General features: G+C 46.4%; 16 protein-coding genes and 1 tRNA gene. 13 read left to right on the plus strand and 4 right to left on the minus strand.

The genetic code is table 11. The features are described 5' to 3' along the window. The first annotated feature begins 15 nt into the window (after positions 1-15). From hppD to ACJJIE_RS17625, 9 genes are all read left to right on the plus strand, one after another. Positions 16-1,095 carry a 4-hydroxyphenylpyruvate dioxygenase gene (gene hppD / locus ACJJIE_RS17585; RefSeq protein ID WP_282930444.1) on the plus strand — a complete coding sequence of 360 codons (1,080 nt, stop codon included), beginning with the start codon at positions 16-18 and terminating at the stop codon, positions 1,093-1,095. 14 nt (positions 1,096-1,109) lie between these two features. Next, the gene (locus ACJJIE_RS17590) at positions 1,110-1,670 is read left to right on the plus strand and encodes a VOC family protein (protein WP_252084079.1); all 561 of its coding nucleotides are present in this window, start codon (positions 1,110-1,112) and stop codon (positions 1,668-1,670) included. Next, positions 1,667-2,674 (plus strand): fumarylacetoacetate hydrolase family protein, encoded by a 1,008-nt coding sequence (locus ACJJIE_RS17595; RefSeq protein ID WP_444892505.1) that lies wholly within the window; start codon positions 1,667-1,669, stop codon positions 2,672-2,674. The genes ACJJIE_RS17590 and ACJJIE_RS17595 overlap by 4 nt, the downstream gene beginning before the upstream one ends. Before the next feature lie 1,115 nt (positions 2,675-3,789). Further along, positions 3,790-4,614 (plus strand): hypothetical protein, encoded by an 825-nt coding sequence (locus ACJJIE_RS17600; protein WP_444892506.1) that lies wholly within the window; start codon positions 3,790-3,792, stop codon positions 4,612-4,614. Positions 4,615-5,593: 979 nt separating this feature from the next. Further along, a complete protein-coding gene (locus ACJJIE_RS17605; RefSeq protein ID WP_282930441.1) occupies positions 5,594-6,331 on the plus strand; it encodes a YopT-type cysteine protease domain-containing protein in 738 nt (245 codons plus the stop codon). A 199-nt stretch (positions 6,332-6,530) separates the two neighbouring features. After that, positions 6,531-8,315: a DUF885 domain-containing protein gene (locus tag ACJJIE_RS17610; RefSeq protein ID WP_444892507.1), complete on the plus strand. Its 1,785-nt coding sequence runs from the start codon at positions 6,531-6,533 to the stop codon at positions 8,313-8,315. Positions 8,316-8,567: 252 nt separating this feature from the next. After that, positions 8,568-9,611, plus strand: coding sequence for a DUF5700 domain-containing putative Zn-dependent protease (locus ACJJIE_RS17615; protein ID WP_444892508.1), 1,044 nt, complete (start codon positions 8,568-8,570; stop codon positions 9,609-9,611). A gap of 268 nt (positions 9,612-9,879) precedes the next feature. After that, positions 9,880-10,863, plus strand: a complete 984-nt coding sequence (locus tag ACJJIE_RS17620) for a glycosyltransferase family 2 protein (protein ID WP_444892509.1) — start codon at positions 9,880-9,882, stop codon at positions 10,861-10,863. After that, a complete protein-coding gene (locus tag ACJJIE_RS17625) occupies positions 10,860-12,086 on the plus strand; it encodes a glycosyltransferase family 2 protein (RefSeq protein WP_444892510.1) in 1,227 nt (408 codons plus the stop codon). Before ACJJIE_RS17620 ends, ACJJIE_RS17625 begins: the two co-directional genes overlap by 4 nt. Before the next feature lie 83 nt (positions 12,087-12,169). Here ACJJIE_RS17625 and ACJJIE_RS17630 read toward each other — a convergent pair whose 3' ends face one another. The 3 genes from ACJJIE_RS17630 to rtcR all read right to left on the minus strand — a co-directional run bounded on the left by ACJJIE_RS17630 (position 12,170) and on the right by rtcR (position 16,189). Then, on the minus strand, positions 12,170-12,952 hold the full coding sequence (locus ACJJIE_RS17630; protein ID WP_444892511.1) for a TSUP family transporter: 783 nt from the start codon (positions 12,950-12,952) through the stop codon (positions 12,170-12,172). An 87-nt stretch (positions 12,953-13,039) separates the two neighbouring features. Then, complete coding sequence (locus tag ACJJIE_RS17635) at positions 13,040-14,530, minus strand: C13 family peptidase (protein WP_444892512.1); 1,491 nt, start codon at positions 14,528-14,530, stop codon at positions 13,040-13,042. Between the two features lie 60 nt (positions 14,531-14,590). Continuing rightward, entirely contained in the window at positions 14,591-16,189 is a 1,599-nt protein-coding gene (rtcR, locus tag ACJJIE_RS17640; RefSeq protein WP_444892513.1) for an RNA repair transcriptional activator RtcR, read from the minus strand. A gap of 219 nt (positions 16,190-16,408) precedes the next feature. On the opposite strand from rtcR, the gene ACJJIE_RS17645 reads away from it, so the two are divergent. The 4 genes from ACJJIE_RS17645 to rtcA all read left to right on the plus strand — a co-directional run bounded on the left by ACJJIE_RS17645 (position 16,409) and on the right by rtcA (position 20,495). Next, positions 16,409-17,638: an RtcB family protein gene (locus ACJJIE_RS17645; RefSeq protein ID WP_444892514.1), complete on the plus strand. Its 1,230-nt coding sequence runs from the start codon at positions 16,409-16,411 to the stop codon at positions 17,636-17,638. 189 nt (positions 17,639-17,827) lie between these two features. After that, a tRNA-Ser gene (locus tag ACJJIE_RS17650) sits at positions 17,828-17,899 on the plus strand. A 369-nt stretch (positions 17,900-18,268) separates the two neighbouring features. After that, complete coding sequence (locus ACJJIE_RS17655) at positions 18,269-19,429, plus strand: slipin family protein (protein ID WP_444892515.1); 1,161 nt, start codon at positions 18,269-18,271, stop codon at positions 19,427-19,429. 46 nt (positions 19,430-19,475) lie between these two features. Beyond that, positions 19,476-20,495, plus strand: coding sequence for an RNA 3'-terminal phosphate cyclase (gene rtcA / locus ACJJIE_RS17660; protein WP_444892516.1), 1,020 nt, complete (start codon positions 19,476-19,478; stop codon positions 20,493-20,495). Positions 20,496-20,696: 201 nt separating this feature from the next. On the opposite strand, the gene ACJJIE_RS17665 is transcribed toward rtcA, so the two are convergent. Next, entirely contained in the window at positions 20,697-21,140 is a 444-nt protein-coding gene (locus ACJJIE_RS17665; protein WP_444892517.1) for an SRPBCC family protein, read from the minus strand. Positions 21,141-21,254: the final 114 nt, after the last annotated feature.

A 21,254-nucleotide genomic window follows, 5' to 3' on the forward strand; every position in this document is an offset into this window, starting at 1 on the left:
GAAATGGAGGACCGCATGGCCGACTTATTTGAAAACCCGATGGGACTTAACGGCTTCGAATTCGTAGAGTTTACAGCGCCGGAAAAAGGCATCCTTGAAACCGTTTTTTCCGCCATGGGCTTTGAGAAAATCGCCCGTCACCGCTCCAAGGCAGTGGAGTTGTGGCGCCAGGGTGATATCAACTTTATCACCAATTACGAGCCTGACAGCCACGCCTATTACTACGCCCAGGAGCACGGTCCCTCCGCTTGTGGCCTGGCTTTTCGGGTGAAAGATGCCAAGTTCGCCTACGAAGAGGCCTTGCGTAAAGGTGCACAGCCTGTTCATGTGAATACCGGCCCGATGGAACTGCACCTGCCGGCAATCAAAGGTATTGGCGGTGCAACCCTGTACATGATTGATCGCTACGAAGATGGTGAGTCCATCTACGATATCGACTTTATCTGGGAAGAAGGCGTAGAGCGTCGCCCTGAAGGTTGTGGTTTCCACACTCTGGATCACCTTACCCACAACGTGTATCGCGGCCGTATGGATTACTGGGCCAAGTATTACGAAGACCTATTCAATTTCCGCGAGATTCGTTACTTCGATATCAAAGGTGAATACACCGGCCTGCTGTCCAAGGCGATGACTGCACCGGATGGCAAGATCCGTATTCCGCTGAACGAAGAAGCAGCTGGTGGCGGCGGCCAGATCGAAGAGTTCCTGATGAAGTACAACGGCGAAGGTATCCAGCATATCGCCTTTGCTTGTGATGACTTAATTGCCTGTTGGGATCGCCTGAAAGAGCGCGGCATGGAGTTTATGACCCCGCCGCCGGACACCTACTACGAAATGCTGGAAGAGCGTCTGCCTGGGCACGGTGAACCTACTGAAGAATTCCAGAGCCGTGGCATCCTGCTGGATGGCACCACCGAGGGCGGCCAACCACGCCTGCTGCTACAGATTTTCTCCGCTAATATGCTCGGCCCGGTATTCTTTGAGTTTATCCAGCGCAAGGAAGATGAAGGGTTTGGTGAGGGTAACTTTAAGGCCCTGTTCGAGTCCATTGAGCGCGACCAGCTCAAGCGTGGCGTCATTAAAGAAAAGGAATAATAACGGAGGCTTCAATGGGCATTAAGCGCATTCACCACGTGGCGTATCGCTGTAGGGACGCCAAGGAGACAGTGGAATTCTACCGCGATCTTCTCGGCATGGACTTCCAGCTGGCCATTGCCGAAAACGAGGTACCCTCAACCGGTGAGCCGGACCCTTACATGCACGTCTTTATGGATGCGGGTATGGGGAATGTGCTTGCCTTCTTCGAAATCCCCAACTCCCCGGAGATGGGGCGCGATGAGAACACACCTAAATGGGTGCAGCATATCGCTTTCGAAGTGGAGTCCATGGAAGAAATGCTTGAGACTAAAGCGCGACTGGAGGCGGCCGGGGTCGACGTACTCGGCCCTACCAATCACACTATCTTCCAGTCGATCTACTTCTTCGACCCCAACGGCCATCGTATTGAGCTGGCCGCCAATACCGCCAAGCCTGGTATGCACAAAGAGCTGAAGCGGGTTGCTGAGGATATGTTGGAAGAGTGGTCGCGTACTAAAAAAGCCCCAAGGCACGCCGCCTGGATGCATGGGGAAGAAGAATTTGTGGAAAAAACTGAAGGGGAGGCACAGTGAAGTTAGCCAGCCTTAAATCCGGCCGCGATGGCCAATTGGTTGTTGTTAGCGACGATCTTACCCGTATGGTGCCAGCTGGCGATATTGCCCCCACCATGCAGAGTGCGTTGGACAATTGGGCATCTGTCAGCAGCAAGTTGGAGAAGCTACATGAGCGCCTGCAGAATGGTGAGATTCAAGGGGAAGCCTTTGACCAAACTCTGTGTGCTTCACCTTTACCGCGCGCATATCACTGGGCCGACGGTAGTGCTTACGTGAATCATGTTGAGCTGGTGCGCAAAGCCCGCGGTGCCGAGGTGCCGGAGAGCTTCTACAGTGATCCGCTCATGTATCAAGGTGGTTCCGATACCTTCCTGGCCCCGCGCGAGCCGGTAAAAATGCCGCAAAGCAATGGCTTTGGCATCGACTTCGAGGCAGAAATCGCCGTGATTACCGATGATGTCCCTATGGGGGTGTCCGCTGAGGATGCACTGTCCCATATCAAGTTGGTAATGTTGGTCAATGATGTATCCCTGCGCGGTTTGATACCTGCAGAACTGGCCAAAGGATTTGGTTTCTACCAGTCCAAACCCTCTAGTGCTTTCTCCCCTGTTTGCGTAACCCCTGAACAACTGGGTGAAAACTGGAGCGAGGGTAAATTGCAGCTGCCACTGGTTTCCCATCTGAATGGTGAGAAGTTTGGCGAGCCCAATGCCGGTGTGGATATGACCTTCCACTTCGGGCAACTGGTCGCCCATGCGGCCAGAACTCGTCCACTTTGTGCAGGCACTATTATTGGCTCTGGAACCGTGTCCAATAAGTTGGATGGCGGCCCCGGTAAGCCTGTAGCAGAAGGCGGTGTTGGTTACAGCTGTATTGCTGAGATTCGCATGATTGAGACCATCCAAAAGGGTTCAGCGAGCACACCGTTTATGGACTTTGGCAATACCATCGCTATTGAGATGTTGGATGGTGAGGGCCAATCTATTTTTGGGCGTATTGAGCAGACGGTAGAGCAGATTTAACACTACCATTTGGTCACGGCTAAGATCTTGGAAAAGGACACCCGTTGGGTGTCCTTTTTTATTTAGACACCGAGCTGGTACATGGAGAGCGGCGGCATTTGGCAACGCGCCGTGGCCAGTCTTTTAGCATCTGGCCGGGCGGCGATCACGGTTTCCCATAGCTCAATAATCAAAGAGTGTGCCCAGGTACGTCTTTTATCCTAGTGCGCGCCGTTCTGGTTGGCCGCAATCATAAACAGCCATTCTCGATGGTGCGTGCCCCCAATAAATTTATCCATTATGCCTTTCCGGTGGCGTGAGTTAACGCCGAAGGCACCACAGAAACCTCCGCGCTGATTATTGCCAACGTCGGTAGAGTTCGGGAAAGCGCAGGTCAAAGCAGATACTTAGCCGGGGCTGCCCCTAAGGCAAGGTTATTACACAGGCTTCATCACCGGGTTCGATTGACGGATTCGCGATAGCTTCCCGTAGCGCACTGTGATCATCGTGTAGGCTAAAGTCAGCTTTTATGCTGACAGTTTTTAAGCAATTAGAGAACTGAATGGTTTTGTATATACAGTTAGCGTAAATAGTAATTATCCTATTTTTATTGCGCGACTAGAATCTCATTTTGTAGTCAAGGTGTAACAAGTCTTTCTACAAATTTTCTCCACTTACAAGATACTGATTAAAAAACAATACAATAATCAATTAAATTCGCCTAACAGCTCCTCGAGTTCCCTTCCAGGCTTAAAACTTATATGGCTTAAAAAAATGGTGCCAGAGTGGATTTAAAAAGTCCTGGGTTTGACTTTTTGCGCCAAAATTTTTCTGTTTCAATACCAGGCATGATCCAATCTAGGACTTCCAAAAAATTCTGTGATGTTTGTTTAAAAGGATTTTTGAATGCCTATTACTACTAAAAAAATCCAGGAAATAAAAATACCAGTTTGGATTGGTAAAACTATTCTTCTCAGGCTTTACGTCAGTGGAACATAGCTCGTTGTTTTTTTAGTTTTTATGGGTTTTCGTGAATGCTAAATTTTCTCGGTTTTGATGTGAGATAGGCTGATAGAGTTTAGCTAAAGCTTTAATAGTTTTTTTGAAAAACCTGATAGAAGTTATGGAGAGAAAGTATGCCGATATTAACAGGTAGAAGAGGCGAGCTAACCCGCTCAAAAGCTGACATTCTCAGTGCCGGAGGATTGGTTCCTAAATTAGGCTTGAATGCCCATAAGGGCGGCTTCAGTGGATTTCTTAAGTGTCAGAATAAGGTCAACGGCGTAATGGGCTGCAAATGTCCAAATATGAATGAAACGTGGCTCTATTACAGAGGCGTAGCCATGATGCGTAGCTTTGCCTTAGATCCAGGTTTACTTCAAGAGCATACAGCATCTAATTCCGCTGGCCTTCTTTCGTGGGCCGGGCCGGGTAATCAGAGTTATGCCGGCCAGCAAACTAAATATACTTCACCTGAAATGGCTGTATTTGGCTGGGAAGATGGTGAAGAAGGACTGAAAGAGGTTTATAGAAGGCTCAAACTGCCCAACGCACCTAACAAGAGAGCTCTCAATCTCCTTAGACAGCATAAAGTAAAATATGCGATGAGTCCCGACATGAAAGTGCTGGCAATGATTGTGAAGAATGGAGTGGAATTTAGCTATTTTACACCTATCAAATCAAAAGACATTGAATTTGGTGGCATAGATCAGGGAGGTCTTCAGCCGCCAGAAGATCCAGCACTTAAAATATTGAGGTTGAGAAGAATACCGAAAGATTCTGAGCAGTATAAAATAGCGCTTGAGGATATTGAGAGTAAGAAAGCACGTCAAGCTAAGAAATTTATACAGATTTCCCAAAATGCTCAACCTGTACATTTGGAATACCATCCTGTTAATTTCAGGCTTCCCCAACCATATAGAGGTCTTGGTGTAGGAAGAAAAGAAAAAATTGGGTTTTAATAAATTAAAATATAAGCCAGATCAATAATATCCCTTATCAGTTATTATTTTGGACCAATAGTTATCTATGGCTGAATCTGCGGCTATAAAGTTGGTTCTTATATTTGTCGGGCGTAGGTTAGGTATTGTTTTAATTTGTAGTACTGGTGGAATAGTAGAACGCTACCAATGCTACCCTCTTAGCCCTCCCCCCATGGGCACTTGGCAGCCGGATTCTCGGCTGCCTTCTTTTGCTAGCCGTTACCTTTATTTATGGAGCCTCCGACCAATTTCGTAATATCTCAGCGGGTCTTGAAGGCTAAAAATGTCAGGTACAGCTCGCACTAATGGCCTCAGTTCTTTGCAAAAGCCGCAACGCAGTAGCCGTGGCCATCAAGCCCCATCTTGTCCGGTTTTCAGAGCGAATTACACTTAGTGATGTGATTTTCGGAAAGGCTTGGACATTGCACAAAGCCGCGCCTCGATTGCGAACTGCTCTGAGGACATAGGAACCATGGAATTATTCAGAGGCTCCCTAAGCCCATCTGACTATACATTCACCTTGAAGACAACCATATCGAGTTGGTGGTTACTTACCTGAAACTGCAGGCATAGCCTGTCATCTATAGATAAATACGGCGTAAAGCAGAAAGGAACTCAGTCATAATTCGATTTTTTTTAATTAAAAATAGTGTCAGAGTCGATTTATAGAATATGTGCAAGTTGACTAGTTTGTGAGTTTTAGTCTGATACAGGGGAAAATTTTTGATGAATAGCAATGATGTTCCTAGCTATTAAAAATAGTGCCAGAGTCAAATTTATATCCGTGCCAGAGCCGATTTTAAGTTGGCGTTTATAGCGAAAATAAAAAAGTTCCAGAGTCGATTTTAAAAAAAAATAGACACCTACCTACCCTAATTTTTTTTTGTTTCAATCTTACGCAGACACAGTAATGCACTAGACAGAGTGCTTATATTTTTGCAAATACAGAGGTGTGGGTATGCCAATTTGGTTTGATAAAACAGTACTTTCAATTACTGGAACAAGAGTTGCTCCTGTTCAGAGATCGGTGCAACAGTATGGTGGCACGCTCCTGTACAATTTCAGTCAGTGTTTAAATCCGGTGAAGGGACTGATCACTATACATAAAGATACCTCTGCCGGAATTTGTGAATCTCTTTCTGTACACTGGATAAAGCATCACGCAAAGGAAGGCAGCCTTTGGAATTGGCTTTTCCCCAATGGCACACTGAGTGAACAGCATCTTTTTCACGTAATGACTTTGCACCAGATTGGTGGAAATGCCGTTAATCAGGATAGGGTCTCTGAGTCATGGCTCCGATCCAATAATATTCTAAGAGTACACACAAATGACAGCGTCGTGAATCGTGGAGCAAATGCCCCGGATCGAATCCAGGCTTTTCATGGCGACTTTTATGGGAGAGGAAAAACGACACGGCAGAATCCGGCCAATCTGGTTAATGAAATTCTGAGAAAGCCGCCTAAAGGTGTGGGTACCTATAAGAAGATCGGCATTGAAGGAAAAATGGGAGGTCATGCTATGGCGGCCTGGGTTGCAGAGGATGTAGCGTTTTTCGATCCAAATTTTGGTGAATTTTGGTTCCCAACCACGGACGAATTCCGCAACTGGTTTATCAACTCATTTTGGAGTAAATCGATGTACTCCCTCGGACTGAGTGAAAAATACGATGTGTTCTGTTATTCCCATGCTGCTTAACTGTCAATAGGCTGACCACTTGGCGGAGGGAGGGATACTTCCCCGCCTTTGCCGTAGTGGCATGTTTATCCCACCGAGCCCCTTTAGCTCCCTTCATGTATAGTGCTGAAACAAGCTTGCTTCCCTATGGTCATTAGGTGAATTAATTGAGCAAGCTCTGTTGTTCTCTAAAGCTACTAACAACACTATGGAGCCCAGGGTGAAATCCAAGAGATCCTTTACTGATTATCTGAAGTCACTGGCGGGAGCGATGATTACCGCCAGTTTAATGGTGCCCTCAGCCTGGGCTGCAACTGCTACCGAAGAGCTTCAGAGTGTTATTGCCGATCACTGGCAGTTCACCCTTAGAGAGAACCCGATTACTGCGGGCCGGGTTGGGGTTTCCGCTTATAACCACAAGCTGCCAGGCGTTACTGCCGAGGACCGCCAGCGTCGTATTGAGGCAGAGCAGGCTTTTATAGGGCGTCTGGAAGCGATTGACCAAAGTAAGCTGAGTGCCTCAGATCGAGTGAACAGTGAACTGCTCTCTTGGGTCTTGGCCAGCTCCGTTGAAGAAAAAGAGCTGTTCCTTGATCGAATTCCCCTGAACACCTTCTCGAGCTTCTACGCTAGTGCACTGGAGGCAAATAGTGGTTTGGGGATGAGGGATGTCGCTGACTACGAAGCCTATATCGCCCGTATTGGTGAGTTTGGTCGCTATTTCGATGAGAATATTGCCAACATGCGCGAGGGAATTCGCACAGGCTTTGTGCTGCCCAAAATCGTTGTTGAAGGTATAGCACCAACTGTACGCGCCCAGGTATACAAAGATCCCAGCAAGAGCAGTTTGTACAAACCTTTTGCTGAAATGCCGCAAACCATAGCTCCCGATGAACAAAAGCGCTTGCGTGCGCAGGGCCTTACCGCGATTGAGCAAGTGGCGATCCCCGCATTTGGACGGGTGGCGGATTTCCTTGAGCGTGACTACCTGAAGGCTGCCAGTAAGACCCTGGGTGCTGAGCAGATGCCCGGTGGCAGTGACTACTATCGTCACAACATCCGCTACTACGTGACTCTGGATCTGGACCCCGCAGAGATCCATCGCACAGGACTTGCTGAGGTGAAGAGAATCCGCGCGGAAATGAAAGCTCTGATTAAGGAGTCAGGCTTTAAAGGAAGTTTTTCTGAGTTTACTCAATTCCTGCGTACAGATCCGCAGTTCTATGCCAAAACACCGGAACAGCTGCTCAAGGAAACGGCCTATATTGCCAAACGTATTGACTACGTACTGCCGGAGTTCTTTAACCTGTTACCACGTACGCCCTATGGCGTGGTACCGGTGCCTAGTGAAATAGCACCCAACTACACCACAGCTTCTTATAACCCAGCCGCCGTTGGCGGCACCCGTGGCGGTGCCTATTGGCTGAATACTCATGGGTTGGACCAGCGACCCCTGTATGAGCTACCAGCTCTCAGCCTGCATGAAGCTGTACCTGGCCACCACTTACAGAATGCTCTCTCGCAAGAGCTTGAGAATGTACCGGACTTTCGTCGCAACCTTTACCTTAGCGCTTATGGAGAGGGCTGGGCACTTTATTCAGAGCGACTGGGTAAAGAGATGGGGCTGTACACCACTCCTTACGAGCACTTTGGGCGACTCAGCTATGAAATGTGGCGTGCCGCTCGCTTGGTGATCGATACCGGTATTCACTCTCAGGGCTGGACACGGCAGCAGGCACTGAACTTCTTATCTAATAACACCTCGCTGTCCCCAGCAAATGTACGCGCAGAAGTAGATCGCTACATATCCTGGCCGGGGCAGGCGCTATCTTACAAGATGGGGGAAATCAAAATTCGCCAGCTGCGAGCTCTTGCGGAAAAGGAGCTTGGCGATAAGTTTGATTTGCGATCGTTTCACGATGCACTGTTAAGTAATGGTGCTTTGCCTCTTTCGATGCTGGAAGAGCAGATGCAGCGCTTTATTGAAGAACAGAAGTCTGCCTAAGCCTACCCTGAATCCCATTCACAACCTGTGGGTGGGATTTAATCTTTTTAAGATTTCCTCTGTCGTAAGCAAAACTTTCTTAGAGACAGCTGAAAACACAAGTCGCTTTGTTGGCATAAAGTGCATTGTTTTTGTCTCATATTCGGAGTGGAGGTTGTGTAGGCAATAAAGGTCTAATAATCACACAATAAGCATTCTTTTTAGATTAAATACCTGGTTATTCTTTTCTTTTACATTTTTACGAGAGGTAAAATGAATATCTTTAAGTGCGTGATTTTTTTAGGCTTGTCGCTGATAAGTCTTACGGCTTTTTCCTCAGGGAAAGTAACGGATAATATAACAATTGATTTTGAGAGTGCTGATAGATTAGTTGATATTTTATCTGGAGACAAAGTATCTGATGATCAATTAGATAAGCTGGTGAGTTTGCAGGGTATACAAGCAACGATCCATCAAACCTCAAGATTTGACAGTAAAGCCAATACTGAGTCATTTCGGTCTAGTTTGATCGACGTTGTTGAAGGTAATCCAGTTAAAAATGATCCCTTTAGATTTCAACAGTTAAATGAACGATTGTCCGAAGTTGAAGATATACTCAAGATAATAAAGAGCAATCCTCAGCAATACTTAAACAGTGTAAAGAGGGGGATTGGTGATTATTCTCCTAAAGATATTTCCTTTGATACCAATATTTTTATGGTAGTCGGGGGAACTTCTGACGGTTGGGCCAAAGATGATAACTTTTATATTGCGCTGCAGTATTTTAAAGGAGATTATGAAGGTTTACTGACACTTTCAACACATGAGTTATATCATGTTGTTCAGTCCAATTTTTATGGAAAGGGAGAAAATCCAGACTCTAATTGTGAGAAAATCTTAAATCAAACCCGTCTGGAGGGTATAGCCTCTATTGTGGGTTCTCCATTAAATGTTACAGACGGAAAAGAGTACACAGAATGGTTTAAGAAAAAATTTAAAAGAAATTTGCAGCGAATAGATAGTAACTTTGTTTTATTTGAAATAATGCTTTTTCGTGCATGCATTGACTCAAGTTTAGACTTTGACAAAATCTATCATTTGGGTTTTTCTGCAGTATGGGATAGTCCGTTGTATTTTGTAGGTTTCTATATCGGTAATAGAATCGAAGAGTTAAAGGGTAGGGATTATCTGGTTTCACTTTTGCAGGAATCACCTTCAGCTATGTTTAAAGCTTATATCAAGCTATATAAAGATGAGAAAAATAAAGATTTAATAAAATTTGATAAACCGATTGAAGATATTATTCTTGCCATATAGCACCTAATCAAAACTCTAAGAGTTGGTTCTGGAAAATCTAGGCGCCTTGGGTAGGCGTCTAATTCTCTTGTTACATACCCTAGCCTTCCCGAAAGCATCTAGCTTAAGCAAATTATCGATTAATAAGTTTGAAAAAAGGTGTATAGCTGTCTACTTTAAGTGGTACAGCCTTTATCAGACTTGATTATATTCAAATTAATTTACTTATTGTGTTTACATTTAATTCTGCTGCTTTGGGATAATTGAGAGAATTATAAAGAGAATTTGTATGCCTAACAGTAAAGTTGGGGTGGTGATACCAACATACAATGAAGAAAATAATATTGTTAATACGTTGAACTCTATTGTTCATAATAATACGACTGATGTAAAAATTTACTTATCTGACGATAATTCCTCAGATACCACGGCTGGGTTGGCCGCTGATTTTCTTCAGAAAAATAGAATCCCATATAAAATTATTTTAAACGATGGTAACAATGGGGCAGGCTATTGTAGGAATAGCGCTCTCGATCAAATAGCTGAACCGCTGACTTTATTTTTTGATGCCGATGATCTAATCCTCCCAAATATGTTGGATAGAGCTGTTTCAATTGCTACAAAAATGAACACTGATGTTTTGTTGATGGCCTACCAGTGTAGATTCCCAGAAAATACTATTAATCTCGGTATGGCAGGTGATGACAATTCCATTTTCTACAGAGCGCTTAGAGCCTTTGGTAACAGGACTTTCTCCACTTTTGATTTTGATAGCATTCTATGTTTAACACCCTTCCCTTGGAATAGATTGATTAAAACCAGTTTTGCAAAAAGGGTTTCCCTTAGATTTTCACAAACGCCTGTACATAATGATGTATTAGCACATTGGAATTTGCTCACAAATGCTAAAGATATTGTATTATTTGAATCCCCTTTTTGTATTCATAATGTAGATTCCACAGGAAATAGGCTGTCAAATATTTCAGATGCACGGCGTATATCTGTATTACAGGTTTTCGATGAAATTGAAGAGTTCTTTAAAAATAATATTAATCTTAGAGATAGATTTTATCACTTGTATGTCAAAAGCAAGTTAGCATTGTTTAACTGGTGTTGGCGTAATCTTGACGAAGAGTATAGGGGGAGCTTTCAAGCTCAGTTTGCAAGATCTTTTCTATCATTGAGTAATGTGGATTTGAGAATGCTCTTTGACAAAGATCCAGATACTGCTAATTCTGTATTAGATTACCGAACTTCAGTGGTATGCGCATGATTTCGATCGTCGTTATTTCAAAGTCCAGCGGTGTTTATCTCAATACCTGTCTGCAGAGTATTATTCGACAGCAATGCAAGAACATAGAGATTCTTGTTCTGCATTTTTTCGAAAATGATGAGTGCAGTCGGGTTAATAACTTTACAGGTTCAATGCCCAGAATTCGAAGTATTCATTTTCCAAGTACTTCACAGATAAATGACCAGTTGATTTTTGAATTTGGCGTAAAAAATACTTTTGGAGAATATGTTGGGTTTGTCGATGAGGGAGATTGCTTGTATCCTACATTGATCCCTAACTTACAGAATGTAGTCAATAGTGAGAACCCAGATGTAGTATTTTTTAGTCATAATAAACCCCTACAAAAATTTACTGAATCTATTGATGATGAATCCAAGTTTGTTTTAAAAATAAATTCTATAAATGTTAGGAGGTTTTATCGAAGGGACTTTGTCCGCGGAAATAAAATATCCGAATTTGCTTTGGGTTCCTGCGTTAATAGTCATTCCCTACATTGGATAGCAACTGTCAAGGCTAAATCAGTATTAGTTTTACCAGAAATTGGTTCGTATAGTTTATTCAATGAGGATGAAATAGAAAGTGATCTAATGGTTCAGCAATTGGCGAATCAATACCACTTTGTATTTGATTGCTTAATAAAAAATAATAGTGATACGGATTATAAAAATTATCTTTTGGGATGTTGGTTGTTATATTTATTAGAGTTGCGTCCGATTTATGGTGATAAAAAAGTAAATTCTCTATTAGTTAAGTCAAAATTAATCGAAAGATATACAGAAAAAGAATTTAATGAAGCTTTAGCGTGTCTGGAGTTGGAAAGAGATAAGAAAATTTTGGTGAGAGAGTGGCATTCTGGCTGCAATAAGATGGATAAATATTTCAGTCTATTTTATAGGTTGCTACCATTAAAACTAGCTAGTTATATGCAGCAAAATGGTTTTAGATACTCCATGAGCAGAGGTTTTCAAAATACTTATTATCGACTGCCTGACTGGGTAAAGCCACTGATAAAATTTACCAGGAAACGAGCCAAGAGAAGAGTTTCCAATGATGAATTGCTAGAAAGATTAGAATATCTAATAAAACAGAGCCGGTTTGAGCAGTATATGTCGATAATCAATGAGGATTTTGAGAGCAAGCTATCGAATCAAATTGCCGAGATCAAGAAGGAGTTGATGGAGCTTAAAAAAGAAGTTCATTAAAGATCTTTTTAGATGCTCCATAAAATAATCCAAAGTCTTAATGTTTAGTCTGGTTTTTCTGAATTCCAGCCACCCCATACCCTTCAGAAAATATAATCTATCCATCCCATAGAGTGGATATATTTTATTAACATTCCACCACACATAAGAACTACCAATCCCCGTAAATAACCAGGATTAATTTTAAATAGAAAATGAGATCCCAGCCAGGCACCTATAACTTGTCCAATCATCATTAAGATTCCCGCAACCCATAAAATTTGACCGGCAAATAAGAATACGATTAAAGATGCGATATTAGTGGAAAAATTGAGAGGTTTTGCATTGGCCGTGGAGGTTAGTAAATCCTGTCCCCTACAGGCAACGCCTGATAAAGCAAAAAATGATCCAGTTCCGGGGCCAAACATACCATCATAGTAACCAATAAATGGGATTACGCCATATTGGTATTTCTTTCTTGAGACCTTGGGTTTAGTACTACTATGAGTAAGGGATGGCGAAACTATAAAATAAATAGCGATAAATAGAAGAACAGCAGGGATAATAAATGACAAAACATCAGTATTGATGAACTGTACCGCTATTGTGCCCATGGCTGCGCCAATAAAGGCAAATAGCATTAGACTTTTAATTCCATCCCAACTGATCTTGTTGTTTTTAAGCATCATGTAGGTAGCAGTTGCAGTACCAATACTGCCTTGTAGTTTATTGGTGCCCAAGGCAGCTAGTGGTGGGACGCCACTAAGAATAAGGGCCGGTACAGTTATCAGGCCGCCCCCACCTGCTAGTGTATCAAGTAGGCCCGCAATAACGGCGACGAAAAACAAAATAAACAATAACTCTATAGAGAGGCTAGCGAACTCCAAGAAGGTATCTCCTTTCGCTTGGTATTATGGTAGATAGTGATTAGTACCAAAAATAATTTTTAGTCGGTTTGTACCGGAATTCCAAAATTAATAAATCGATTTTTTTCCATGCCACCACATTAGGAAATTCTCTCCCACTGAATATTGGGGCAGGGAGTGGCGGCTTCTTTTAATCCCCTGTTCCTGTTCCATCTCGGTTACTTTTAACTTGGCGGCTTCAAACCATGCCCCAGGATTATTCACTCCCTGATTGAGGGCTTCACCGTAAAGCGCGGAACTAAACCAGGTGCGCTCGGAATCATCGCTACATCCAAAGGAGCTGCGATCCGCAGCGGCCGAAGTAAAGATGACCCGATTGGGGCTATGTAGGGCTTCTACCCATTGACCGGAAAAGCAGGCTGAAACAACGATCCACTGGTACTGGGCGTTAATATTGTTCAGCAATCGTTGCCCATCTTTCAGTGAGAAATCATTTAGGGGAATCTCCCCCTCGGCAATTTTGAAATCTCCATTTCGAGCACCATGGCTGACCAGGTGTATAAGAAGTAAATCTTCTTTGGGGTCCATTAACTGATCAATTGCATTAAGGCTTTCCTGGATACTGGTGCGGGTAGCTAGGGGGAAACTGTATCCGCCGCCGTTACTGAGGCGCAGCATACGTTGGTCAATGCTAAAGGCTTCGTCGAGGCGCTCTGCCACCCAGTCCAGCTCCCTGGCAAATACTGGAGAGGTGCCATCACCACCTATAAGTAGGGTATAAATATCGCGCACGCCGGGCCTCTGCGAGGGGAGGGCTTTTATAGCGTCATGTAAGCGCTCACTTTCGCTATAGAGACGGGTTTCTGCCTGGGCACCGGGAATATCCGTCTGTGCGCGCCAGGCGTCTTCGCTGGGATAATAAGTGCCATCGGAGAAATAACCAGGCTCTTCTGTTGTGTTACCCTTAGCATCGGCACTAATTCGCACACCTTCACCTTCTGCTTCTCCATAGCGGAAAGTGGCACGGATAATCGTACCGTCGGGCTGTGTGAGTTCACCTTCGCCGGAATAGGAGCCGTACTCGAAGTTGCCGGTATAGCGATAGCCATCGCTATCTGAGTAGCTGCCCTGTATTAAGTATCCGTATTCAAAGGCGCCCTGATAAAGACTGCCATCTTCCTCAGTGAGTTTGCCTTCGCCATGGGGATCAAAGTTTAAAAACTCACCATGATAACTCCCACCTTCATCCCAATTTAAAGTACCGCTTTGCAGCTCCCCTTCATGGAATTCTCCCGCCCACTCAGTTTCATCGCAACTATAGCGACCTTTGCCGTGGGGCTCTCCATTGAGGAATTCCCCTTCATAGCTACAGCCATCACTTCCAGTTAACTCACCTTCACCTGTCATGCGACCTTCTCGAAAGTCGCCACGATAATGGCTGCCATTGGGCCATTCGAGCTGACCCTGCCCATGAAACAGACCGTTAAGCATCTCGCCTTTGTAAACAGAGCCATCTGGCAAGGCGGTACCACCTGCGAACTGGGTTGGTTCACAGGCGCTGAGTAAGAAAATAAAAGGCGTTAAATAGGTGTATCTCATTCCATGATCCAGCGTCCGGCTTTTGGAATCAGACTAACAAAAAATGATGCTAAGTGGCCTCTATGTTTTATTCAGCTGGTCGAATTTAAGACCGTATTTATCTAAAAGTTGGCGTACCCGGTGTGAGTCGTTGTTGGATTTTTTTGAGGTGCGGCTCACTTGAAATAATTTGCGTCCGGCCTCGGCCATCGAGTTGGATTCTTCACAAACTTGAATTAGCCCAGCAAGTTTGATTTGCTCGTAGTAATCCATCTGTTCTATCTGATCAGGGCCCAACAGTGCTTCAATGTGGGCAAGAGGTAGCGATGAATCTGTTAGTGGATTTTGCCATTTAATTCGCAGCCTATGGATTTCCTCTTCCACTACCTGAGTTGTGATACGCCCACCATTGGCGAGGGTACCCATACGCAGGATACTGGCATTAAGATCGCGAAAGTTCGCAGACCAGCTGGCCTCGCGGGAGCGCCCAAAACTCAGGTACTTTTCCCGTGCTGCTCTATTAAAGCTGACAAGATGCCCGGATTTCCTGGAGAAAGCCTCCAGCTCAAAATCTATATTGGGTTCCAGGTCTTCAATACGCTCTCGTAGAGAGGGCAGTCGGTAGGTCCACAGATCGATACGGGCGAGCAGGTCCGCGCGAAATTTACCTTCCTGGCAGAGCTGTACCAGATCCCGGTTGGTACCGGCAATCAGCTGGAAGTGACTGCTTACTTCCTTATCAGAGCCGAAAGGCATAAAGCGTTTGTGCTCAATCGCACGCAATAACATGGCCTGCTCATCCAATCCCAACTCACCGATTTCATCGAGAAACAGCAGGCCCTTATCTGCTTCCATAAGCAAGCCTGGCCGGTGGGTGGTGGCACCGGTATAGGCGCCTTTACGATGGCCGAACAGGGCGGACATGGCATTTTCGCCGCGCAGGGTGGCGCAGTTAACGGCTACCAGGCCACCCTCCAGCTTGCCCCGCTGCTTGCGTAGTTCAAAGACACGCTGGGCCAGCTGGGATTTACCTGCCCCTGTGGGACCGGTAATTAGTATGGGGGCGTCGGAGCGAATCGATACCTGCTCCAGCTGCTCGATCATCTGGTTAAAAGCGAGATTGTTGGTCTCGATTCCCCCCTTCAGATAGGTGGTGCCCTCCTGGTGTTCCCTCTGGAAGCGCGAGGCAATCTGGTCGTATTTGGACAGGTCCAAATCGATGATTTGGTATTCGCCCGGTAAGCTACTGTTCTTTCGCGCCGGGGAAGTTTGCAGTAGACGTCCGGGGAAATACCCCGCTTCTGTTAACAGGTACAAGCAGATCTGGGCTACATGGGTACCGGTGGTGATATGCACCAGGTACTGCTCGTCATCCGGCTTGAAGTTATAGGCGCGGGCGAAATCCAGCAGATTGCTATACACGCTCTCGAAATCCCAAGGGTCATTGAAGTTCACCCGGTGGTGGACCACTTCGGTCTCTGGAGAGATCCGCGCAATATCTTCTGTGACCTGGTCAGCCAGGCTTCTCGAGTGGTTGTCGAAAAGGAGCTCCAGCCTATCGATCAATAGGTCATCGTGCTGGCACATGGAAATGTTTGGGCGCCACTTATCCCAGCGCTTGTCGCCTTTGCCGCGCCGGTCCTTACTGGTACCGAGAATACTGATAGCGATTGTCTTCATGCTATCTAAAATATGATTTAACTATCAAAAAAGATAGATATTTATGAATCCCTTGTCTCAAGAAATCTACTAAAAAACCCTGAGATAGAAAATAAATCGTTAAAAAACAATAAGTTACAAGTATTTTTCAGCTGTTTGCAAAAGTTGGCACCCAATTCGCTATATCAATAACTAAATGAAACACATGAATACCAAGCGCGGTTTCAAAAGGAGTGGAAGATGAAACCAATGCCATATGAAGTAATGCAGGCAGGTGGGGTACCGATTAAGTCCTGGACCCTGGGTGTGCCTTTTGAAGATGAGGCCAAAGCGCAGCTCAAAAATATCTCGCAGATGCCATTCGTCCATAAATGGGTTGCGGCGATGCCCGATGTACATCTTGGCAAAGGCGCCACCATTGGCAGTGTGGTCCCAACTCTGGGGGCAGTAATTCCCGCTGCCGTAGGGGTGGATATTGGTTGCGGCATGATGGCGGTTCGCACCAGTCTGACGGCGGGGCAACTGCCGGACAACCTGGCTGGAGTGCGCAGCGCCATCGAACGCGCCGTGCCCCACGGCCGCACTGGCCGGCACCGGGGGAGAGGGCGGGACAAGGGGGCCTGGGAGAATCCACCGGACGATGCACTTGCCGGTTGGGCGCCTCTAGCCGCCCAGTTTGAACTGCTCAAAGAGAGGCATCCGGTATTAAAAAATACTAATAATATCAATCACTTGGGAACACTTGGTACAGGCAATCACTTTATCGAGATGTGCCTGGATGAACAGGGTAGCGTGTGGTTGATGTTGCATAGTGGCTCTCGGGGAGTAGGAAATCGAATAGGCACTTACTTTATTGAGAAAGCCAAGCGGGATATGGAGCGCTGGCATATCCACTTACCGGACAGTGACCTGGCCTATTTCCCGGAAGGTACAGAGCACTTTGATGACTATGTGCAGGCGGTGGAGTGGGCGCAGGAGTTTGCCCGTATCAATCGCGAAGTAATGATGGTGCGAACTATTAGCGCGGTGAAGCAGGCCCTGGGGATGGATTTTGAGGCACGGATGGAAGCGGTGAATTGTCACCACAATTACGTTTCCCGTGAGCATCATTATGGCAAAGATGTGTTGGTGACCCGGAAAGGCGCTGTAAGAGCGCGTGCCGGTGAAATGGGTATTATTCCCGGTAGTATGGGGGCCAAGTCATTTATTGTGCGGGGGCTGGGTAACGAAGAAAGCTTCTGTAGCTGTAGCCATGGGGCCGGGCGAGTGATGTCCCGTACCAAGGCCAAAAAGCTGGTCTCCCTGGAAGAGCATCGCGCGGCCACCGCCGATGTGGAATGCCGAAAAGACGAGGGTGTGATCGATGAAACCCCATCGGCCTACAAACCTATAGAAAAGGTTATGGCAGCACAGAAAGACCTGGTGGAAATCGTCTACACCCTCAAGCAAGTGGTTTGCGTCAAAGGCTGACGCGTTTTAGGCCAGGGATCGGCCGAACTAAGGCAATTGCTAAAGTATGCAGGCCGCCGGGCGAATTCGCCGGGTTGCCGCAACCGAGTTTGAGGCCTTTAGCCCGTCAGCGGAGCCGGTTCTGAATCCCGGCCCGGCACCACCGCCTATGGCGGCAGGTGTACCCACGGGATAGAAGTTCAAACGCCTACTTTGTAGCTCATTTGGTAGAGCAGTCGATAACTTATCGATTGGTAGCAGGTTCGATTCCTGCCAAAGTCCCATCGTTATCCAAACGACCTGGAAAGAGGCGAGAGCCTGGGGTTCGACTCCCCATTAAAAATCTACCTGGGGTCCGATAGCCTCTCGATACGGTAAATAGGATTTAGCGATTTACTGCGGAGGCATTCTGGCAACTGTGTCGTTAATCGTGGGTCTGCCCTGTGCGATCCAGCGGCAAGATTTATGATTGTGTCTCCTGGCCAAGGATATTGGCTGCAGGCTCAGGGGGAGCCATGTGGGGGAAATCGTAAGTCCTCTGCCGCTGGGCCCCGCTCGGCACAAACGGTTTACCACCTTTCGCTGGACGGGCCCCACCCTTGCGGCCCAATGGGGTAGCGCAGTATGGAAATGGAATAAAAGATAAGAACCATGATATCTCTGTTCAAAATATGGAAGAACGTGGATGTTGCGGATAGCGAGCGAGTGTTGCTATTTCGCCGCAACCGTTTTGAAGGGGTGCTGCCACCTGGCAGCCATCGTATATCCCTATTGTCCGGTGATGTACGGGCAGAAACTTACGATATTACCGATGTGGTATTCGGTGAAATCAAAGCCAAATTTTTGTTAAACACCTATGGTGAGATCCTTGGTGACTACCTGCAATCCTATGAATTGTCAGACCATCAGGTGGGATTGTTTTACCGGGATAATCACTTGGTCGATATTTTGCCACCGGGTACTTTTCGCGCTGTGTGGAAGGGCGGTGAATCCGTGCGGGTGGAAATCGTGGATATCTCTGAGGAATACGCCATCGATAAAAAAGTCCTGGGCTTACTGGGGCGAGGTGTACGTGCTGGACAAATGCGCACCGCCCTTCAGGCGGTAAGCTACAACGAGATTCCCGATGAGCACGTGGGCCTGTTAATGGTCAACGGTAAGTTGGAAAAGGTGTTACAGCCCGGCTGTTATGGCTACTGGAAATACAACCGCTCTATCGAGGTCAAGGTACTGGACTTGCGATTGAAAACCATCGAAGTTAGCGGCCAGGAAATTCTGACCAAGGATCGGGTCAGCCTGCGTATCAACTTGACTGGCGCTTACAAAATTGCCGATGCAAAAAAAGTAGCGCTAAAGCTCAGCGATAGTACAGGTTTTATTTATCGCGAATTGCAGCTGCACTTGCGCGAGGCCGTGGGTACTCAAACCCTGGATAGCCTTCTGGCTGATAAGGACAGGTTGAATATTGTGATTGCGACCGGCATCCGCGACAAGCTGGCGAAATATGGTATCGAGCTTACCAGTGTGGGAGTCAAGGATATTATTTTGCCCGGTGATATGAAGATGATCCTTAATCAGGTTGTAGAAGCGCAGAAGGAATCTGAGGCAAATCTGATTAAGCGCAGAGAAGAAACCCAAGCAATGAGATCTCTGCACAATACCGCCAAGCTGATGGATAACAACCCGGTACTGTTGCGCTTGAAAGAACTGGAAGCTTTGGAACGGGTCAGTACCCGCATCGATAAAATTTCCGTATATGGCGGTCTCGATGGGGTGATGAATGAGTTGGTGAAGTTACGTCCTACGGCTTAAAGGCGCCATTAACCAAAAAAAGATGTAAATTTTAAGGAATTAAACAGTGATTGAGATAGACGGCGCCCAGGGGGAGGGCGGCGGACAGATTTTGCGGACTTCCCTCACCTTGTCTGTTTGTTTAGGGGTACCGGTTCGAATTAAGAATATTCGAGCGGGTCGTAAAAAAACCGGTTTGTTGCGTCAGCACCTAGCCTGCTTGCGAGCAGCTAAAGCGATTAGCCATGCCGAAGTTAGCGGCGAACAATTGGGTGCTTCGGAAATAACTTTTGCACCGGGAAAAGTACGTCCCGGTAAATACCACTTCCCTATTGGCTCGGCCGGTAGTACCAGTTTGGTGTTTCAAACCGTCTTGCTACCGCTGTTATTGTCCGATGGTGTCAGTGAGCTGTGTCTTGAAGGCGGCACTCATAATAAAAAGGCTCCCAGCTTTGATTTTATAGCCCAGGCATATTTACCTCTGTTGGCTCGCATGGGCGCTGGTGTGGAAGTGGCTCTGGATGATTACGGTTTCTATCCTGCCGGGGGTGGTTCATGGCGCACACGTATCCAGCCGCTATCGCAGTGGTCAAAACTGGAGCTGACAGAACGGGGTGAACTTCTGGATGCTGAAGCTGTGGCGACCTCGGCCCATATTCCTGCTCATGTGGCCCAGCGGGAGTTGGCACAGGTACGTAAGAAGTGCGAATGGCGATCGGAGCGTCTGCATCAAAGGCAGGTGAAGTCCCAAGGGCCTGGCAATGTACTTTCCCTGCGTCTGCAATCCCAGCAAGTGACTGAGGTGTTTGAGGCTATGGGGGAGCAGGGTGTTAGCGCTGAGCGCGTTGCCGATCGCGCGATTCGGCAGATGCAGCGCTATATGCACGCCGGCGTGCCAGTGGGCGAACATCTGGCCGACCAGCTAATACTCCCATTGGTGCTGGGGGCCGGTGGAAGCTTCACTAGCCTGAAGCCGAGCCTCCACCTCTTGACCAGTATCGAAGTTGTGCGTCAGATAACAGGAGTGACCATCGATTTGAACCAAGTGGGAGAGGATCAGTGGCGAGTAGTGGTTGAGAACTGCTAAGAGAAAAGAAAGCCCGATGTTAGGTACAAGGGGCTGGGTTGCCCCAGCCCTGAGATATTGCCAAAGCCGTCGAAAAATTGTTTAAAAACAATAGGTTAGAGTTTTAGTGTTCTCTGTAGATGCAGCGGTAAACCGGAAGGCGATTAAAAGCCCTGCTTTCACACCTTTTGTTCCCCGCATTTGCGGGGCACGTTTACCTCACTAATAGCTATTTGGTTTGCCAGTCCCATCTTTGAGGTAATCCTGAAGACTTCCTGGCAAATAGTAATCCCATCCGCTTTTGCACATCTTCCAGCATTTCATCTCTGGCGAGAGACCGATATGGGTAAAGGTGAGGCGGGTACCACCGGGTTCGCTAGCAAATTCAAAGCGAAGAGTACTGCCTTGCCACTCTTGGGGATCATCAACCTGCTCAGAAACCATATAAGACTCTACACACTCAAGTTCGATTAACTTCTGCGGCACCAAAGCTTTGGCGCGAAACACCCAGTAGGACTCGCCACCAAATCCGGTCTTGGCGGTATCACCCACTGCCAGGAAAGGGCCGCTAGTTGGCGTCCACCATTGGGACATCTTTTCAGCAACTGCCCGGTAAGCTTCTTCCTGAGTGACAGGGCTTAAGAAAGAGGTGGTGTAGTCAGGCATGATTGTCTTTCCCTTTTGTTTTCATTGCTGGAGCGAATTTGAATATAACTTTTAGCAGCTGGCATTACTTTCACAAGTTTTTAAGCCCATTAATTTTTCTGGTAAATATGAAAG

The sequence above is a fragment of the Microbulbifer maximicatervae (SeqCode) genome (assembly GCF_052467325.1).

Coding starts and splice junctions, on each gene's coding strand:
- hppD (WP_282930444.1), top strand. CDS start 16: ATGGCCGACTTATTTGAAAACCCGATGGGACTTAACGGCTTCGAATTC.
- ACJJIE_RS17590 (WP_252084079.1), top strand. CDS start 1,110: ATGGGCATTAAGCGCATTCACCACGTGGCGTATCGCTGTAGGGACGCC.
- ACJJIE_RS17600 (WP_444892506.1), top strand. CDS start 3,790: ATGCCGATATTAACAGGTAGAAGAGGCGAGCTAACCCGCTCAAAAGCT.
- ACJJIE_RS17605 (WP_282930441.1), top strand. CDS start 5,594: ATGCCAATTTGGTTTGATAAAACAGTACTTTCAATTACTGGAACAAGA.
- ACJJIE_RS17615 (WP_444892508.1), top strand. CDS start 8,568: ATGAATATCTTTAAGTGCGTGATTTTTTTAGGCTTGTCGCTGATAAGT.
- ACJJIE_RS17620 (WP_444892509.1), top strand. CDS start 9,880: ATGCCTAACAGTAAAGTTGGGGTGGTGATACCAACATACAATGAAGAA.
- ACJJIE_RS17625 (WP_444892510.1), top strand. CDS start 10,860: ATGATTTCGATCGTCGTTATTTCAAAGTCCAGCGGTGTTTATCTCAAT.
- ACJJIE_RS17635 (WP_444892512.1), bottom strand. CDS start 14,530: ATGAGATACACCTATTTAACGCCTTTTATTTTCTTACTCAGCGCCTGT.
- rtcR (WP_444892513.1), bottom strand. CDS start 16,189: ATGAAGACAATCGCTATCAGTATTCTCGGTACCAGTAAGGACCGGCGC.
- ACJJIE_RS17645 (WP_444892514.1), top strand. CDS start 16,409: ATGAAACCAATGCCATATGAAGTAATGCAGGCAGGTGGGGTACCGATT.
- ACJJIE_RS17655 (WP_444892515.1), top strand. CDS start 18,269: ATGATATCTCTGTTCAAAATATGGAAGAACGTGGATGTTGCGGATAGC.
- ACJJIE_RS17665 (WP_444892517.1), bottom strand. CDS start 21,140: ATGCCTGACTACACCACCTCTTTCTTAAGCCCTGTCACTCAGGAAGAA.